Here is a 14,059-nt window from a genome sequence, read left to right as displayed (position 1 = left end):
GCCGCTCCTGCCTACCGGTCGCTAACCGTGGGCCCGCTGGAGGCCCGTGCGCGATCCCGGCCCGGGTGTGAGCGTGTGACCCGGTTCTCGTACTCGGGGGGTGCCTTGCGCTGGGCCGGGATCGCGGGGAGTCCGTGACCGCTGTCGAGCGGCCGGCAGCGGGCGAGGAACTGTCGGTGCGTGGAGGGGACGGCTCTGACGCGCAGGGTGTAGCCCTGGCCCCCGCCGTACGGTCACGCCCTGGTCGAGCGCGGCCCGCTCAGAGGTCGGCGACGGCCGTGCGGATCGCGCCGCGGCTTACGCCGTGGTCGCGGGCGAGGGCAGCGATCGAGCGGCCCTCCACGTACGGGGTGCGGACCGTGCCGATCTCGTCGACCGCGACGGCGGGGCGGCGTCCGCCCTTGCTCTGCCCTTGGCCTCGGCGGCCCGCAGTCCGTCGTACGTCAGCTCGCGCTGGAGGTCTCGCTGGACACGGTGTCGCCCGGCTACGCGTAGCCGAACTTCGGGCGCTGGAGCGGGTAGAGGCGGCCGGAGGTACCCGAGTCCTCTTCGAAGGCGATCGGGTCCTCGATACCGGCCTCGGCCAGGACGAGATCCTGGCGGGCGGTGGACTGCTGGTCGGTCGACACCCGCTTGTAGACGAGATGGGCCACGCTGTTTCCCGCTCCTGCTGCCGCATCGGACCTCGGATGTCATCCAACCCTGTCGTCAGCCCTCATAGGATCGATCCCATCGGATCGGAGCCGCCGTCAGGCCCCGGAATCACCGGGTTCATTGGATGCCCGCCGCGCTTGTCGTCATTCGATCGTCTGACGACAGGCGTCCACGATGAGCGATGGCAGTCTCAGGCCGCGCGGAGGCAGAAGGGATGTCCGGCGGGGCTGGCGTACACACGGCTGCCGGTGCCGGCGTCTGAGCTGGACTCCTCTGTGGGGCGCAGGCGCGTGGCACCGGCGTCGACGGCGGCGCGGTCTGCGGTCGCGAGGTCTTCAACGCCGAAGTCGAGGTGCATCTGCTGGGGGGCGCCGTCCGGCCATCCCGGGGCGGTGTGTCCGGGGGCGGACTGGACGACGATCACGGGCAGGCCGGGTGCCTGGATGAAGTGGTGGGTGGGCGTGGTGGTGGTCGATCCGCCGAGCAGGCGGTGCCAGAAGGCACCCTCCGTCCCGATGTCGGCCGCGTCGATGATCACAGAGGTCAGGGTGAGGGACATGATGGTGGTCCTGTTCTTGGTGCCGGCTCGTGTTCAGACGGTGGGGAGGATGCCACCGTCGACGCGGAACTGCGCTCCGGTGAGCCATTTCGCGCGGCTGGAGGCGAGGAAGGCGATCATCTCGGCGACGTCCTCGGGGTCTCCGGGGCGGTCCATGGGGATTTTCAGGTGGTCCACGATCCGGCGGGTGATCTCGTCCGCGGTCACGCCCTGCTGCTCGGCCATGTGCCGCAGGTGGGCGGTGGCGCCGTCGGTGACGACGAAGCCGGGAAGAACGCAGACCACGCGCACTCCGTGTTCGCCGACCTCGGTGGCCAGTTCTCGGCTGTAGGCGTTCAGTGCGGCCTTCGCTGCGGCGTAGGAGGCTTCCGTGCGTTGGGGCAGCCGGCTGGCGATCGAGGAGATGTGCACGACGACGCCGGAGCCTCGCTCGACCATGCCCGGCACCAGGGCCCGGTCCAGGCGCACGGCGCTCAGGAGGTTCATCCCCAGGTCCGCGTGCCAGGATTCGTCCGACCGGCTCAGAGTCGGTGCCGGGGGGCTCGCCGCGCCGGCGTTGTTCACGAGGACGTCCACGCCGCCCACGTGGTCGATGACGCGGCGGCCGAGGTCGGCCACCCCCTCCGGAGTGGAGAGGTCCGCCGGCATGAAGGTGGCGCCGCTGTTCTCTCCGGGCCGGCTGCGGGAGGCCGTCAGCACTGTCGCGCCCGCGGCGACGAACCGGCGCACGGTCGCCGCACCCAGGCCCCGGCTGCCGCCGGTGACCAGGACCCGTAGGCCCTCCAGCCCCTCATCGGTGATCGGCATCGGATGGCCCTTCCGTAAGATGAACCTGACTCCGGAAACGATACACATAAACGGAACCGGACTCACCTTACGGAGGTCCCTTGCCGTCACCACGCCCGCTGCGCGCCGACGCGCGCCGCAACCGCGAAGCCCTGCTGTCGGCCGCCCGCGAAGCGTTCCTCGCCGGCGACACCGACGCGCACGTGGAAGAGATCGCCCGCAGCGCCGGAGTCGCCGTCGGAACGCTCTACCGGCACTTCGAGACCCGCGAGGCACTGATCGAGGAGGTCTACCGCAAGGAAGTCGACGACCTGTGCGCCGCACCCGAGCAGCTGCTGGAGCACCACGCCCCGGCGGAGGCCCTGCGCCGTTTCCTGCTCCTGCTGGTCGACCACGCGGCCGTGGGCAAAGGCATGTCCGTCGCGCTGGAGAGCATCATGGCGAGCGACTCACCGGTCTTCGGCGTCGCCCGTACCCATATGGGCGACGCCCTCACCCGCCTCCTTGACGCCGGCGCCACGGCCGGCACCGTCCGCGGCGACGTCACCGGCCCCACCCTGCTACGAGCCCTGGGCGGTATCTGCGCCATGCGCGTGAGCGACGGGTGGCTCGACGAAGCCCGCCAGATCACCAACCTCCTCCTCGACGGCCTGCGCCACGGCGTCCCGCGCGCGACCTGAACCGAAGAGCGCGCGGCGTGCTGCTCCTGCCCGTCGTCGTCCTCGTCCGGGTCCGGGACGTCCGCATCACGCAGCGGCCGCAGGGTGCCGTCGACCGGGACGCTCGCGGTGAGGCTGTAGCGTCCGAGCAGGCTCAGGTTCCGGCGCTTGAGCGGGGAGAGCCGGGCGCCATCTTCGACGCGGATGTCGTGGCCCTCGGCACGCAGCTGGGCGATGGCCGCGTAGTGGTAGCCGCCCGGCGGGACCACCAGTCCGACGCTCTTGCCCGGGTGCGCCGGCGGGGCGCGGGCCGCAGGAGTCTTCGGTGCGGGCGCCCGGGCCGCGGCCGGCGACATGGCGCCGCCGTGTACCCGGGTGATCTGCCCCTTTCCGGCGAGGCTCCCGTACGTCCTGGCGCACGGTGAGGGTCGAGACCGCCATCTCCTCGATCAGAGGTCCGTCACCGTGACCGACCCCCGGCGTTCGACCATCCGCAGAATCGCCTCGCGCCGCTCTTCGGTCGACACCTCGGCCCCTTTCGCCGCGACAGGCGGCTTTCACTCGACAGCCGAAGGGCATCAACCGTAAGGGTGCCCGTGGCCGGCTACCGCGGCCCGCGGCCCGTCGCGGGGACCACGGCGGCGGGCAGCATGTCCTCGATGAGGTCGGCGGCGCGCGGGGTGCCGCCCTCTCCCTGGGCGGCGGCCCGCAACTGCCGGGACCGGTCGGCACGTTCCGTATCCGTGACCAGGTCGTTCAGCGCCGCGCGAAGGGTCTCGGGGGTCGCGTCGTCGGTGTCCACGCGGCGGGCGACGCCGAGTTCCACGAGCCGGTCGGCGTTCATGAACTGCTCGGCTCCCTGCGGCACGGCGATCATGGGAACGCCGGCGAGGAGCCCTTCGCCGCAGCCGCCCATGCCGGCGTGGGTGAGGAACGCGTCGGCCTGTTCCAGCACCGCCCGCTGCGGGACCCAGGAGTGCACGTCGATGTTGGGCGGGAGGGTGCCGAGTTCCCCGGGGTCGGTGTACTTGCCGATCTGGAGGACGACGTGCCAGCCGGGCAGGTCGCCGAAGGCCGCGACGCACTGCCGGTAGAACGCGGGCCGGCGGGTGTACGCCGAGCCGAGCGAGATCAGCAGCACGTGGTCCGCGCCGGCCGGGCGGGTCCAGCCGTCCGGGTCCGCTCGGGTGTCGAAGCAGGGGCCGACGAAGGTCACCGTGTCGGTGTCGACCCGATCGGCGTGCGGCTGCATCGCTCGCGGGATCAGGGCGAGGGCCCGGGCGGGCGGACCGCAGAACGTGTCCACGTCCGTGGTGGTCGCACCGCAGCCGGCGAGCCACCGGGCGAACCTGTCCTGGTACGCGTCGGCGCCCGGCAGCTTCCGCAACTGCGCGCCGACGTCCTCCTGGTAGCCGTCCCAGCCGACGAACGTCGGGGACAGCTGCACGAGGGGGCGGTCCTGCGCTTCGGCGAGGGCGCGCGCGGCGTAGGCGCCGATGTCGTAGAGGTAGAGGTCGGCCGGATCGGCGTCGTAGGCGGCGCGCAGTTGCGGGAGTGCCTGGACGGCGTCGTCGAGGAAGAGGCTCGCCGCGGCGATGGGATCGGCCGGCCAGTCGTTGTCCACGACGGGCAACGTGGAGGTGCAGGGCACCCGTTCCGCGCCCGCGGACTCGATCCGGTCGGCCACGAGCGGGTCGTTGGCGTAGCTGACCCGGTGCCCGCGGGCCACCAGCTCACGGATGAGCGCGAGGCTGGGCAGGACGTGGCTGACGAGGGGGACGCCGACCATCGCGATGTGGGCGCGGCGACGGGACATGGGCGATCACTCGATTCTGGCGCGGGAGGGTTGCGGGCGACGCGGGCGGCGCGGCGACGACGGGGGTTCGCCGAGGACGCGGTGTCAGGGTTGGTCGAGCTGCGCGGCGGCCTCCTCCAACTCGGCGACGGTCCCCGACATGATCGTCCGCACGTGCCGGGTGATGTGCCGCACGGGCCAGTCCCACCACGCCACCGCGAGGAGCCGGGCGATGTCCGCGGCGTCGTAGCGGGTGCGGATGAGCCGGGCGGGGTTGCCGCCGGCGATGCCGTAGTCGGGGACGTCGGCGGTGACCACGGCGCCCGCGGCGATGATCGCGCCGTGGCCGATGCGCACCCCGGGCATGACCGTGGCGCCGTGGCCGAACCACACGTCGTTGCCGACGACCGTGTCACCCCGGCCGGGCAGGTCGGTGATCAGGTCGAAGTGCTCCGCCCAGGAGCCCCCCATGGTGGGGAACGGGAAGGTGGAAGGACCGTCCATCCGGTGGTTGGCGCCGTTCATCAGGAACCGGGTGCCCGTCCCCAGCGCGCAGTACCTGCCGATGACCAGCCGCTCGGGGCCGTAGTGGTAGAGGACGTTGCGCGTCTCGAACGCGGTCGGGTCGTCCGGATCGTCGTAGTAGGAGAAGTCGCCGACCTCGATCAGCGGCGACGTCACCAGTGGCTTGAGCAGGACCACCCGCGGGTGCCCGGGCATCGGGTGGAGCACGGTGGGGTCGGCGGGCACGGGCGGCATCGTGGCGGCGGTTCCTCTCGGGCGGGCTTAGAGCGACAACTGTCGCGTTAAGATGCTGGCACAGCCCCGCCACCCCGATCAACCGGATACTGGTCGCCGATGACAGACCCACTCGACCCGACGTCGGACCGCCGTCCTGGCGGTCGCACCGCCCGCGTCCGCGCCCAGGTGCTCGACGCGGTGCGCGCCGAACTCGCCGAACGCGGTCACGAAGGACTCACGATGGAGGGGGTCGCGGCGCGGGCCGGCGTGCACCGCGCCACGGTCTACCGGCGCTGGCGCGACGTCGGCGGCCTGCTCGTCGACGTCATCGCCGCCGCCGGCGAGATCGACTGGCAGCCGCCGGACACCGGTTCGCTGCGCGGCGACCTGACGGCCCTCAACCAGGAGATCCAGGAATCCCTGCTCGTACGGCCGTCGTTCGCCGTCGCCCTGATGGCCGCCTCGTTCCACTCCGAACAGGCCGCGCGGGCCCAGACGCAGCTGTGGAAGGACCGGTACGACCAGTGCGAGATCCTGGTCGAGCGCGCCCTCGCGCGCGGCGAACTCCCCGCACAACACATTGACGCGCGCAGCCTGTTGATCGCCGCGACGGCGCCCCTCTACCACCAGCTGGTCCTCCTGCGCGCCGACCCCGACCCGCGACTCCCGGAACGCGCCGCGCTGGCAGCGGTGCTGGCGGCCGCCGCGGGGGCCTTCCGCGTCGGGCGGGACGAGAGCGTGCGATAGGAGCCCTGCGGCGAGCCGACCCCGCTGGTCCGCGCCTCCCGAAACCCCCCGCACCGCTCCCGCCGTGGCGGAACCGGGGCTACGGGTTGGCCTGGACCTCCCGTGGCCCCTGGTCCGCGCCGAGATCCGCGGCGCAGCGGAAGCCGAGGTTGGCCGCGGTGGAGTCGGGGGTGTTGGCGGAGCGGGCGGCGACACGGTAGCGGTGGCAGTACGAGTCGTGGCACAGGTAGGAGCCGCCTCGCATCACGCGGCCCTGGCCGAAGCGCGGGCCCCGGGGGTCCTCGTCGGGCGAGCGGCGGTAGTAGTACGGCGAGAACCAGTCCGCGCACCACTCCCAGGTGTTGCCGGACATGTTCCGCAGCCCGAAGCCGTTGCGCGGGAAGGCGGCGGCGGGTGCGGTGGTCAGATAGCCGTCGGCGCGGGTGTTGACGGTGGGGAAGTCGCCGTTCCAGATGTTGCACCGGTGCTCGCCGCCCGGGGTGAGTTCGTCGCCCCACGCGAACCGGCGGCCCGCGAGACCGCCGCGTGCCGCGTACTCCCATTCGGCCTCGGTCGGCAGCCGCTTGCCCGCCCAGCGGCAGTAGGCGAGGGCGTCGCGGTGGGAGACGTGGACGACGGGGTGGTCCAGCAGGTCCTCGATACCCGAGTCCGGTCCGCCGGGATGCGCCCAGTCCGCGCCGCGCACGCTCACCCACCACGGGGCCGCCTGCACGCGGCCGAGCACCGCTTTGGCCGGCGCCGCGAGGGCCAGGTGGAACACCGCGGACTGCCCGTAGCGTTCGGCGTCCGTCACGTGGCCGGTGGCGGCCACGAAGGCGGCGAACTCGGCGTTGGTGACCGCGGTCGGGTCGAGGGCGAAGGGGCGCAGGCGCACCCGGTGCACCGGGGTCTCGCCGTCGGCGGCGTACCCTTCGTCGAAGGCGTCCCCCATGGCGAACTCGCCGCCGGGCAGCGGCACCGGCGACTGGAGGCCCGCCCGCGGGCCGGCGGTCCGCTCCGCCGGCGCGGGCGGTTCAGACGGTTCAGGCCGCGCGAGCGGTTCAGGCCGCGCGGGCGGTCCGAGCGGAGTCGGCGGTCCGAGCGTGGTCGTCGGTCCCGGCGGCGGGCCGGTGCGCCGCGGTGCGCAGCAGGGTCGGGGGCCCGCGGCCTGCCCGGAACCGCCGGCCGGTCCGGTGCCGTGAGCGGACGCGGGTGTCTCGGCGTCAATCACATGGGGTCCTGTGGTGCGGGCCGCCCCGTCGGGCGCGGCCTGGTGGGCCGCGGCGCGGGCCGGACTCCGCCGGCCCCGCGCCGCATGGTCGTCACGTCGGTACGCTGTCAGGTCGTCACGTCGTCAACGTGCAGGTGACACTCGTCAGTTCGGTGCCCGAGCTGCTGAACGCCACCACGATCGAGCGGTCCCCGGTCGCCGGCACCGGCCCGGCGTCGAGCCTGACCGCCACGGCGCCCTGTCGCTCGCCGTGCGCCTCCAGCACGCCCGAGGTGCGGTCGGCGGTGACGCCCTCCGGCAGGGTCAGCCGCCACTGGACCCGGTGCCCGCGGTAGTCCACGTCCTGCGCGTGGACGGTGAGTACGGCGGTGCCGCCCGCGGGCAGGGCCAGCCGGGACGGGTCGGCGTAGCCCCAGGCCGGCGCGCGGTACTCGTGGGCGATCGCGACCCGGTCGCGGTCCTCGCCGTACCGGCTCGCCACGTAGGAGCAGTCCAACTGGACGCCGTCGAAGCGGTGCCGCAGGGTCAGCTGCTCGTAGCGGTCGGCTGCCTCGGTGCGCTCGGCGGCGGTCCCGGAAGCGGCGAGGGAGATCGCGACATCGGCCAGCGAGATCTCCGCGGCCTGGTCCAGGCGGTCCAGCACGAGCCGCCGCGGGCTGCCCGCGGGTACGGCCCTGCGCGCGCTGTCCAGGTCGGCCCGCGCGGCGGTGTAGCTGTCCCGGAAGGACGGTGCCGCGGAGCCGAGCTGATCGGGGTCGGCGGTCGTCCGGGCGAAGTAGTCCGCCATGGCGGCGGCCGACGCGCCGAACCGGGCCGGGAGGTAGGCGCCGAGGAACTGCCCGTCGTCCAGCGCCGGGTCCCAGGCGCTGTGTGCCGCGAAGAGGTGGACGGCCTCGGCGGACAGCCAGTCGGCGGGCTCGGCGTAGCAGCCGATTCCGCTCAGGCCGAGCGAGCGGTACACGGCGGCGTCCCGGGCCAGCACCGGCAGGACGTTGGCCGGCAGCTGCCGCCAGCGGTAGCGGCGCGAGTAGTCGTACACCGCGAGCGGCCCCTCGTGGGCGTCGCGCCACTGCCGCAGCAGGGCGAGGTAGCCCGCGTTGGTGGTGGAGGAGGGGTCGTCGAGGGCTGCGGAGTAGGTGCGGCCGTAGGGGGCGAAGTCGACGATGACGTCCGGGTCGAAGGAGTGGCCGCCGGTGGGCGGGTCGATGGCGGCGCCGTAGGCGATCCGCTCCACCCGCACACCGGGGGCCGCGTCGCGCAGTGCGGCGACGACCGCGTTGACGACCACGGTCTCGGCGTTGCCGGCGGTGCCGTACGCGGTGAGCGCGGCCTTCGGCCAGACGGCACTGTCCGGCGGCCAGCAGTCGAAGATGCCGATCTCCGGGCGAGTGGTGAGGTAGTCGAGCACGTTGTGCACGTACTGGTCGACGGCCGCGCCGTTCTGCACGTCGAAGACGTTGGTGCCGGACGTGTAGTACTGCGGGTACGTCGACTGCGGCAGGAACGACTGGTAGCCGTGCCCGCCCACCTCCAGCTCCAGGCCCCGGCGGGCGATCTCGGGGGCGAGGGCGGTGCGGAAGTCGTCGTAGCGGGTCGAGCCGAAACCGCCGTAGTCGTAGGGGAAGACCAGGGTGTTCAGGCCCTGCTTCGCCATCCAGTCGACCAGCGCGACGAGGGCGCCGGTGTTGATGCTCCAGCCCTCCTCCACGTACTTGCGCCGCAGCGCCCACTGCGGCAACCGGTGCGTGGTGCCGGAGCCGAGGACGAGGTCGGGCGAGCGGGGCACCGACTCGGCCGCGCCCTGGTAGAAGGTGAAGGTCGGGGCGAAGAACTCGACACCGGCCTGGCGCAGCAGCCCGTACGCGGCGAACAGGCAGGCCCGCTCGCCGGCTCCGGTGAGCACCGAGAAGTCCGTGCCGGTGGTGACGGTCCAGCTGTCCTCGGGCTGGGAACTCAGGGCCTCGGCGTCACGGGAGGCGGCCGCCAGGACGTCCGCGGTGGGCACCTGCCCGCGGACGAAGGCGAGGCCGTACGGCGCCGTGCCGGAGGGGTTCGCGAGCCGGACCACCGGGACGCTCCCCCCGATGACGCGGCCGAGGTAGCGCGCGAGTTCGGCCGCCGCGAAGGCCACCGGGGAAGACGCCGGGGGACCCGCCTGGGAGGTGCCGGACGCCGCCCACCACACGACGTGCCCCTGCGCGCGCCCGCCGCGCCCGACCCGGCAGCCCGCCGCGGCCGGACCTGCCGAGCCCCCCGGACCTGCCGAATCCCCCGGCCCGGGCGAACTCGCCGACGCCGCGGACGCGTTGAGAAGTTGCCCGGCGAGCGTGCTGCTCGCGGCGAGGGCTGCGGACATGCCGACGACACTGCGGCGGCTCGGCTGCGGACGGTGCATGCGAGGTCTCCTCGGTTCCGGAACGGTGGGACGGGGTGGGGTGGGGTGCCCGTCGAGGTGGCGGCGGCACGGACGGCGTTTCAGCGGACCGCGCCTCAGTCGGCCTGCCAGCGGCCGCCCCGCTTCCAGAAGCCCTCCACCTCGTCGAGGGTCCGGCCTCGGGTCTCGGGGGCGAACCGCAGCGCGAAGACGGCGGCTGCCAGGCACAGCGCGAGGAAGAGCCCGAAGGCCGTGACGCCGCCGAGCGAGGTGAGCAGGGACAGGAAGGTGAGCGTGATGATGAGGTTGGTGAGCAGGTCGACGGTGAGCAGCAGGGAGGCGCCGGTGGAGCGCAGCCGCGCGGGCAGCGCCTCGGAGGCGTAGACCCAGACCATGGCGCCGAACCCGGCCGAGTAGCCGATCCGGAACAGGACCACGCCGGTCACCGCGATCACCTCGGTCGCGCCACGGCCGACCCCCCAGGCGAAGGCGGCGATCAGCACCGCGTTGGCCACGGCCATCAAGGTGATGCCGGTCAGCAGGGTGGGGCGGCGGCCGGCCCGCTCCACCAGGACCAGTGCCAGCACTTCGCCGAGCATCGCCGCGAGTTGCACCATCGCGGTGACCATGATCGCGGCGTGGTCGCTGGTGAAGCCGACCTTCTTGTAGATGAGGGGGCTGTAGGCGACGATCGCGGCGATCCCGGTGACCTGGACGAAGAAGCCGAGCCCGACCACGAACAGGCCCGCGCGCCGGTAGGGCGGGCGCAGCAACTCGCGTACGGTGCCGGGCTTGCCGGCCGCCAGCGAGGCGCGTATCCGCTCCAACTCAGCCGGTACCTCCTCGGCGCCGCGGGTCCGCGCGAGGGACACCGCGGCCTCCTCGGCGCGGCCGTGCATCAGGTACCAGTGGCCGGTCTCCGGCAGGCGGGCCACCAGGATGGTGACGACGGCGGCGGGCAGCGCCGAGATGCCCAGCATCCACCGCCAGTCGTTCCGGCCGCCGTTCGCCAGCCCGAGGTCGGCGAAGTACGACGCGGCGATGCCCACGGTGGTGGCGAGTTGGTAGCAGACCAGCAATCGGCCGCGCAGGTGCAGGGGGGAGGACTCGCCGACGAACACGGGCGCCGCGACCACGGAACCGCCGATGGCGACGCCGAGCAGCAGTCGGGCCACGAGCAGGGTGGCCAGGTCGGGGGCGAGGCCGGACAGTGCGGAGAAGACCACGTACCCGATGCAGACCGCGTACATGGTGCGGCGCCGGCCCAGCCGGTCGCAGGCCGACTTCGCCAGGACCGCGCCGATGACGGAGCCGGCCCCGACCGCGGACGTGACCGTCTCCTGCATGTGGGTGCTCAGACCGAAGTCGCGCTTCAGGGAGAGCAGGGCTCCAGCGAGCGCGCCGGTGTCGTATCCGTAGATGAGCCCGACGGCGCTGCCGGCCAGCCCGACCGCGAGGACCGCCGACCGCGCCGGAGGCGCCGAAAGGGTGGTGTCTCCCCCGGACCCGGTGCCGCGGCCGGTGCCGGTGCCGCGGCCGGTGCCGGTGCCGCTGCCGCTGCCTCCGCCTCTGCCGTTGCCGGACCCGGCGCCTCTCCCGGACCCGGTGTCCATTCGGCCCATGACCATGACCTGTCCCCTGTCCCTGCGCTCGGTGTTCGCCGTGCGGAACAGCGTGCGGGACCCGTTTTTTTCTGTCTACAACTTGGACATAATTAATTTCACGGTGAGTCGCGAACTTGCGATCACCAGGCATCTGTGTACGGTGAGACCCGCTCCGTCCCCCTGGATTGTGTCGAGGAGATTGACAAAATATGAAGGGATCTGTGCGGCGCCTGAACACTGAGCAGGTCCTCGCCCTGCTGCGTTCCGGGCCGATCAGCCGGGCCGCGATCATCGCGCGCACGGGTCTGTCGCGCGCCACCGTCTCCAGCATCGTCGCCGAACTCCTCGCCGACGGGGTGGTCGTGGACCGGCCCGCGGCCGAGGAGCGCCGGGCCGGGCCCGGCCGCCCCACCCGGCTCGTCGTCCTGTCCCAGGGCAGCGTCCGCTCCATCGGCGTGGCCTTCCAGATCGCGTCCACCGCGGTCGCCGTCGCCGACGCGCAGCAGCAGATCGTCGGCACCGCGGTCCGCAGCCACCGGGCGGCCCTCAACTGGCTCGACCGGGCGCGGATCGCCATCGAGGAGGTGCGGCGCCTCTACCAGGAGCACGGCATCGAACCGACCCACCTCACCGGCATCGGCATGGGTGTCGCGGGACCGGTGGGGCAGTCCGCCCCCGACGCCGCCTGGCGGGTGGCGGCCGACCGCCTCACCGCGGAGTTCAACGCGCCGGTGCACGTCGACAACAACCTGCGCCTGGCCGCGCTCGCCGAGACCGGCTGGGGCACCGACCTCGTCACCGGCTCCCTGCTCTACTTCCACCTCGGCGAGGGCGTCGGGGCGGGCATCGTGATCGGCGGCCGCCTCTACCGCGGCGCGACCGGCGCGGCCGGCGAAGTAGGCCACGTGCGGATCGACCCGGAGGGGCCCGCCTGCCGCTGCGGCGCCCGGGGCTGCCTGGAGACGTACACCGCGCTGCCGGTGCTGCTGCGCCGCGCCCGCGTCAAGCGGGCCGGACGGCCCTTCTCCGAACTGGCCGCGGACCCCGCGCTCGCCGAGGAGCTGACCCGGGCCGCCGAACTCTGCGGCCGTGCCGTCGGCGCCGCCGTGACGACCATGGACATCTCCCGCGTCGTCCTCGGCGGGATGCTGGCGTACGCCCCGCCGGAGGCGGAGCGGGCCTTCACCGCGGCCCTCGACGCCCACCTGCTGCCGGCCATGCGCGAGAGCGTGCAGGTGGGCCGCGCCCGTGCCGGCGACACCGCCGCCGTCACCGGCGCCCTCGCCCTCGTCTACCACAACTCGCCGATCCTCGAGGGCTACCACCCCTACCGCACCGCGCCCCGCGACGACGCCGGGGGCCGCATTCCACCCCAGGAGCACTGATGGACACGCCCCGACAGGCCCGCAACATCCTCTTCCTGATGACGGATCAGCACCGCATCGACACCATCGGCGCGTACGGGAACCCCCACGCGCGCACCCCGAACCTGGACCGTCTCGCCGCCGGCGGCACCCGCTTCACCCACGCCTTCACCCCCACCGCCATCTGCACCCCGGCCCGCGCCAGCCTGCTGACCGGCAAGTCGCCGTTCCGGCACCGCCTGCTGGCGAACGACGAGTGGAACATCGGCTACCGCACCGACCTCGCCGAGGACGAGTTCACCTTCTCGCAGGCCCTGCGCGGCGCGGGCTACCAGGTCGGGCAGGTCGGCAAGTGGCACGTCGGGGAGACGCGCCGGCCCGCCGACTTCGGGTTCGACGGGCCGTACCTGCCCGGTGCCATCAACCCGGTGCTGAACAGCGAGTACCAGGACTGGCTCGCCGCACGCGGCCTGCCCCCGGTCAGCATCCGCGACCGCATACGCGGCACCCTGCCGGGCGACCGCCCCGGCCACCTCCTCGCCGCCCGTCTCGACCAGCCGGTGGAGGCGACCTTCGAACACTTCCTCGCCGACCGCGCCATCGAGATGCTGCGCGGCTACGCCGCCACCGGCCGCCCGTTCCACCTCTCCCTGCACTTCTACGGCCCCCACCTGCCGTACCTCATCCCCGACGAGTACTACGACCTGATCGACCCCGCCGTGGTCGAGCTGCCGGACTCGTTCGCGGAGAACTTCCAGGGCAAGCCGCCGGTCCAGCAGCAGTACAGCACCTACTGGTCGGCGGACAGCTTCTCCCCCGACGAGTGGCGCAAACTGATCGCGGTCTACTGGGGTTACGTCTCGATGATCGACGCCGAGATCGGCCGGGTGCTGGACGTCCTCGACGAGCTGGGCCAGACCGACCGCACGGCCGTCTTCTTCACCGCCGACCACGGCGAGTTCACCGGCGCCCACCGCCTCAACGACAAGGGCCCGGCGATGTACGACGACATCTACCGCATCCCCGGACTGCTCCGCGTCCCCGGCGCCCCCGCCGGCCGGGTCGACGACCACTTCACCACCCTGACCGACTGCACCGCCACGATCCTCGACCTGGCCGGCCTCGATCCCTCGGCCGCCGTCGACGGCAGCAGCCTGCTGCCGCTGGTGCACGGTCAGGAGGCCGCGGACTGGCGCACCGACCTGGTGGCGGAGTTCCACGGCCACCACTTCCACTACCAGCAGCGCATGCTGCGCACCCCGGATTTCAAGCTGGTGGTCAACCCCGAGTCCGTCAACGAGCTCTACGACCTGCGCGGGGACCCGCACGAGCTGACCAACGTGCACGAGGTACCGGCCTACGACCAGGTGCGCCGCGACCTGAGCCTGCGCCTGTACGAGGCGCTCACCGCCCGCGGTGACACCGTCTTCGCCAAGTGGATGGCCGCCACCACCCGCTTCGACGTACCGCTCGCGAACACCTCCAAGAGCGACTACGACGCGGTCGACGCCGCACCCGACGACACCGGCGCCGCCCTGCGCGGCTGAGCCGGAACGCCGAGGCCCA

12 protein-coding genes and 1 pseudogene are annotated in these 14,059 nt (G+C 73.0%); 4 read left to right on the top strand and 9 right to left on the bottom strand.

What is annotated here, in order from left to right:
- Positions 1-485: 485 nt before the first annotated feature.
- The 3 genes from ACIPAE_RS36965 to ACIPAE_RS36955 all read right to left on the bottom strand — a co-directional run bounded on the left by ACIPAE_RS36965 (position 486) and on the right by ACIPAE_RS36955 (position 2,020).
- A complete protein-coding gene (locus tag ACIPAE_RS36965; RefSeq protein ID WP_402451428.1) occupies positions 486-653 on the bottom strand; it encodes a hypothetical protein in 168 nt (55 codons plus the stop codon).
- Positions 654-844: 191 nt separating this feature from the next.
- The gene (locus ACIPAE_RS36960; RefSeq protein ID WP_402451425.1) at positions 845-1,213 is read right to left on the bottom strand and encodes a VOC family protein; all 369 of its coding nucleotides are present in this window, start codon (positions 1,211-1,213) and stop codon (positions 845-847) included.
- Positions 1,214-1,246: 33 nt separating this feature from the next.
- Positions 1,247-2,020, bottom strand: a complete 774-nt coding sequence (locus ACIPAE_RS36955; RefSeq protein WP_366411293.1) for an oxidoreductase — start codon at positions 2,018-2,020, stop codon at positions 1,247-1,249.
- An 80-nt stretch (positions 2,021-2,100) separates the two neighbouring features.
- On the opposite strand from ACIPAE_RS36955, the gene ACIPAE_RS36950 reads away from it, so the two are divergent.
- Positions 2,101-2,679, top strand: coding sequence for a TetR/AcrR family transcriptional regulator (locus ACIPAE_RS36950; protein ID WP_383212222.1), 579 nt, complete (start codon positions 2,101-2,103; stop codon positions 2,677-2,679).
- Positions 2,680-2,699: 20 nt separating this feature from the next.
- Here ACIPAE_RS36950 and ACIPAE_RS36945 read toward each other — a convergent pair.
- The 3 genes and pseudogenes from ACIPAE_RS36945 to ACIPAE_RS36935 all read right to left on the bottom strand — a co-directional run.
- A pseudogene (locus ACIPAE_RS36945) lies at positions 2,700-2,909 on the bottom strand (hypothetical protein); the annotation flags it as partial.
- 353 nt (positions 2,910-3,262) lie between these two features.
- On the bottom strand, positions 3,263-4,474 hold the full coding sequence (locus ACIPAE_RS36940) for a macrolide family glycosyltransferase (RefSeq protein ID WP_402451423.1): 1,212 nt from the start codon (positions 4,472-4,474) through the stop codon (positions 3,263-3,265).
- 84 nt (positions 4,475-4,558) lie between these two features.
- Complete coding sequence (locus ACIPAE_RS36935) at positions 4,559-5,212, bottom strand: CatB-related O-acetyltransferase (protein ID WP_329372703.1); 654 nt, start codon at positions 5,210-5,212, stop codon at positions 4,559-4,561.
- A gap of 99 nt (positions 5,213-5,311) precedes the next feature.
- Between ACIPAE_RS36935 and ACIPAE_RS36930 the strand changes: the two genes are divergently transcribed.
- The gene (locus ACIPAE_RS36930) at positions 5,312-5,941 is read left to right on the top strand and encodes a TetR/AcrR family transcriptional regulator (protein WP_329372701.1); all 630 of its coding nucleotides are present in this window, start codon (positions 5,312-5,314) and stop codon (positions 5,939-5,941) included.
- A gap of 79 nt (positions 5,942-6,020) precedes the next feature.
- On the opposite strand, the gene ACIPAE_RS36925 is transcribed toward ACIPAE_RS36930, so the two are convergent.
- From ACIPAE_RS36925 to ACIPAE_RS36915, 3 genes are all read right to left on the bottom strand, one after another.
- On the bottom strand, positions 6,021-6,899 hold the full coding sequence (locus tag ACIPAE_RS36925) for a formylglycine-generating enzyme family protein (protein ID WP_402451419.1): 879 nt from the start codon (positions 6,897-6,899) through the stop codon (positions 6,021-6,023).
- A gap of 367 nt (positions 6,900-7,266) precedes the next feature.
- Positions 7,267-9,546: a DUF4838 domain-containing protein gene (locus ACIPAE_RS36920; protein WP_402451418.1), complete on the bottom strand. Its 2,280-nt coding sequence runs from the start codon at positions 9,544-9,546 to the stop codon at positions 7,267-7,269.
- Positions 9,547-9,641: 95 nt separating this feature from the next.
- Complete coding sequence (locus ACIPAE_RS36915) at positions 9,642-11,147, bottom strand: sugar porter family MFS transporter (RefSeq protein ID WP_402451415.1); 1,506 nt, start codon at positions 11,145-11,147, stop codon at positions 9,642-9,644.
- A 191-nt stretch (positions 11,148-11,338) separates the two neighbouring features.
- Between ACIPAE_RS36915 and ACIPAE_RS36910 the strand changes: the two genes are divergently transcribed.
- Positions 11,339-12,514 carry an ROK family transcriptional regulator gene (locus ACIPAE_RS36910; RefSeq protein ID WP_366411286.1) on the top strand — a complete coding sequence of 392 codons (1,176 nt, stop codon included), beginning with the start codon at positions 11,339-11,341 and terminating at the stop codon, positions 12,512-12,514.
- A complete protein-coding gene (locus tag ACIPAE_RS36905; protein ID WP_402451412.1) occupies positions 12,514-14,040 on the top strand; it encodes a sulfatase-like hydrolase/transferase in 1,527 nt (508 codons plus the stop codon). Before ACIPAE_RS36910 ends, ACIPAE_RS36905 begins: the two co-directional genes overlap by 1 nt.
- The last annotated feature ends 19 nt before the right edge of the window (positions 14,041-14,059 follow it).

Source organism: Streptomyces sp. NPDC087270, assembly GCF_044744625.1.
Taxonomy (GTDB): domain Bacteria; phylum Actinomycetota; class Actinomycetes; order Streptomycetales; family Streptomycetaceae; genus Actinacidiphila.
The sequence above is the reverse complement of the archived record's forward strand: the minus strand, read 5'-3'. Positions and strand labels throughout refer to the sequence as shown.

Coding starts and splice junctions, on each gene's coding strand:
- ACIPAE_RS36940 (WP_402451423.1), bottom strand. CDS start 4,474: ATGTCCCGTCGCCGCGCCCACATCGCGATGGTCGGCGTCCCCCTCGTC.
- ACIPAE_RS36910 (WP_366411286.1), top strand. CDS start 11,339: ATGAAGGGATCTGTGCGGCGCCTGAACACTGAGCAGGTCCTCGCCCTG.
- ACIPAE_RS36920 (WP_402451418.1), bottom strand. CDS start 9,546: ATGCACCGTCCGCAGCCGAGCCGCCGCAGTGTCGTCGGCATGTCCGCA.
- ACIPAE_RS36935 (WP_329372703.1), bottom strand. CDS start 5,212: ATGCCGCCCGTGCCCGCCGACCCCACCGTGCTCCACCCGATGCCCGGG.
- ACIPAE_RS36955 (WP_366411293.1), bottom strand. CDS start 2,020: ATGCCGATCACCGATGAGGGGCTGGAGGGCCTACGGGTCCTGGTCACC.
- ACIPAE_RS36960 (WP_402451425.1), bottom strand. CDS start 1,213: ATGTCCCTCACCCTGACCTCTGTGATCATCGACGCGGCCGACATCGGG.
- ACIPAE_RS36905 (WP_402451412.1), top strand. CDS start 12,514: ATGGACACGCCCCGACAGGCCCGCAACATCCTCTTCCTGATGACGGAT.
- ACIPAE_RS36915 (WP_402451415.1), bottom strand. CDS start 11,147: ATGGGCCGAATGGACACCGGGTCCGGGAGAGGCGCCGGGTCCGGCAAC.
- ACIPAE_RS36930 (WP_329372701.1), top strand. CDS start 5,312: ATGACAGACCCACTCGACCCGACGTCGGACCGCCGTCCTGGCGGTCGC.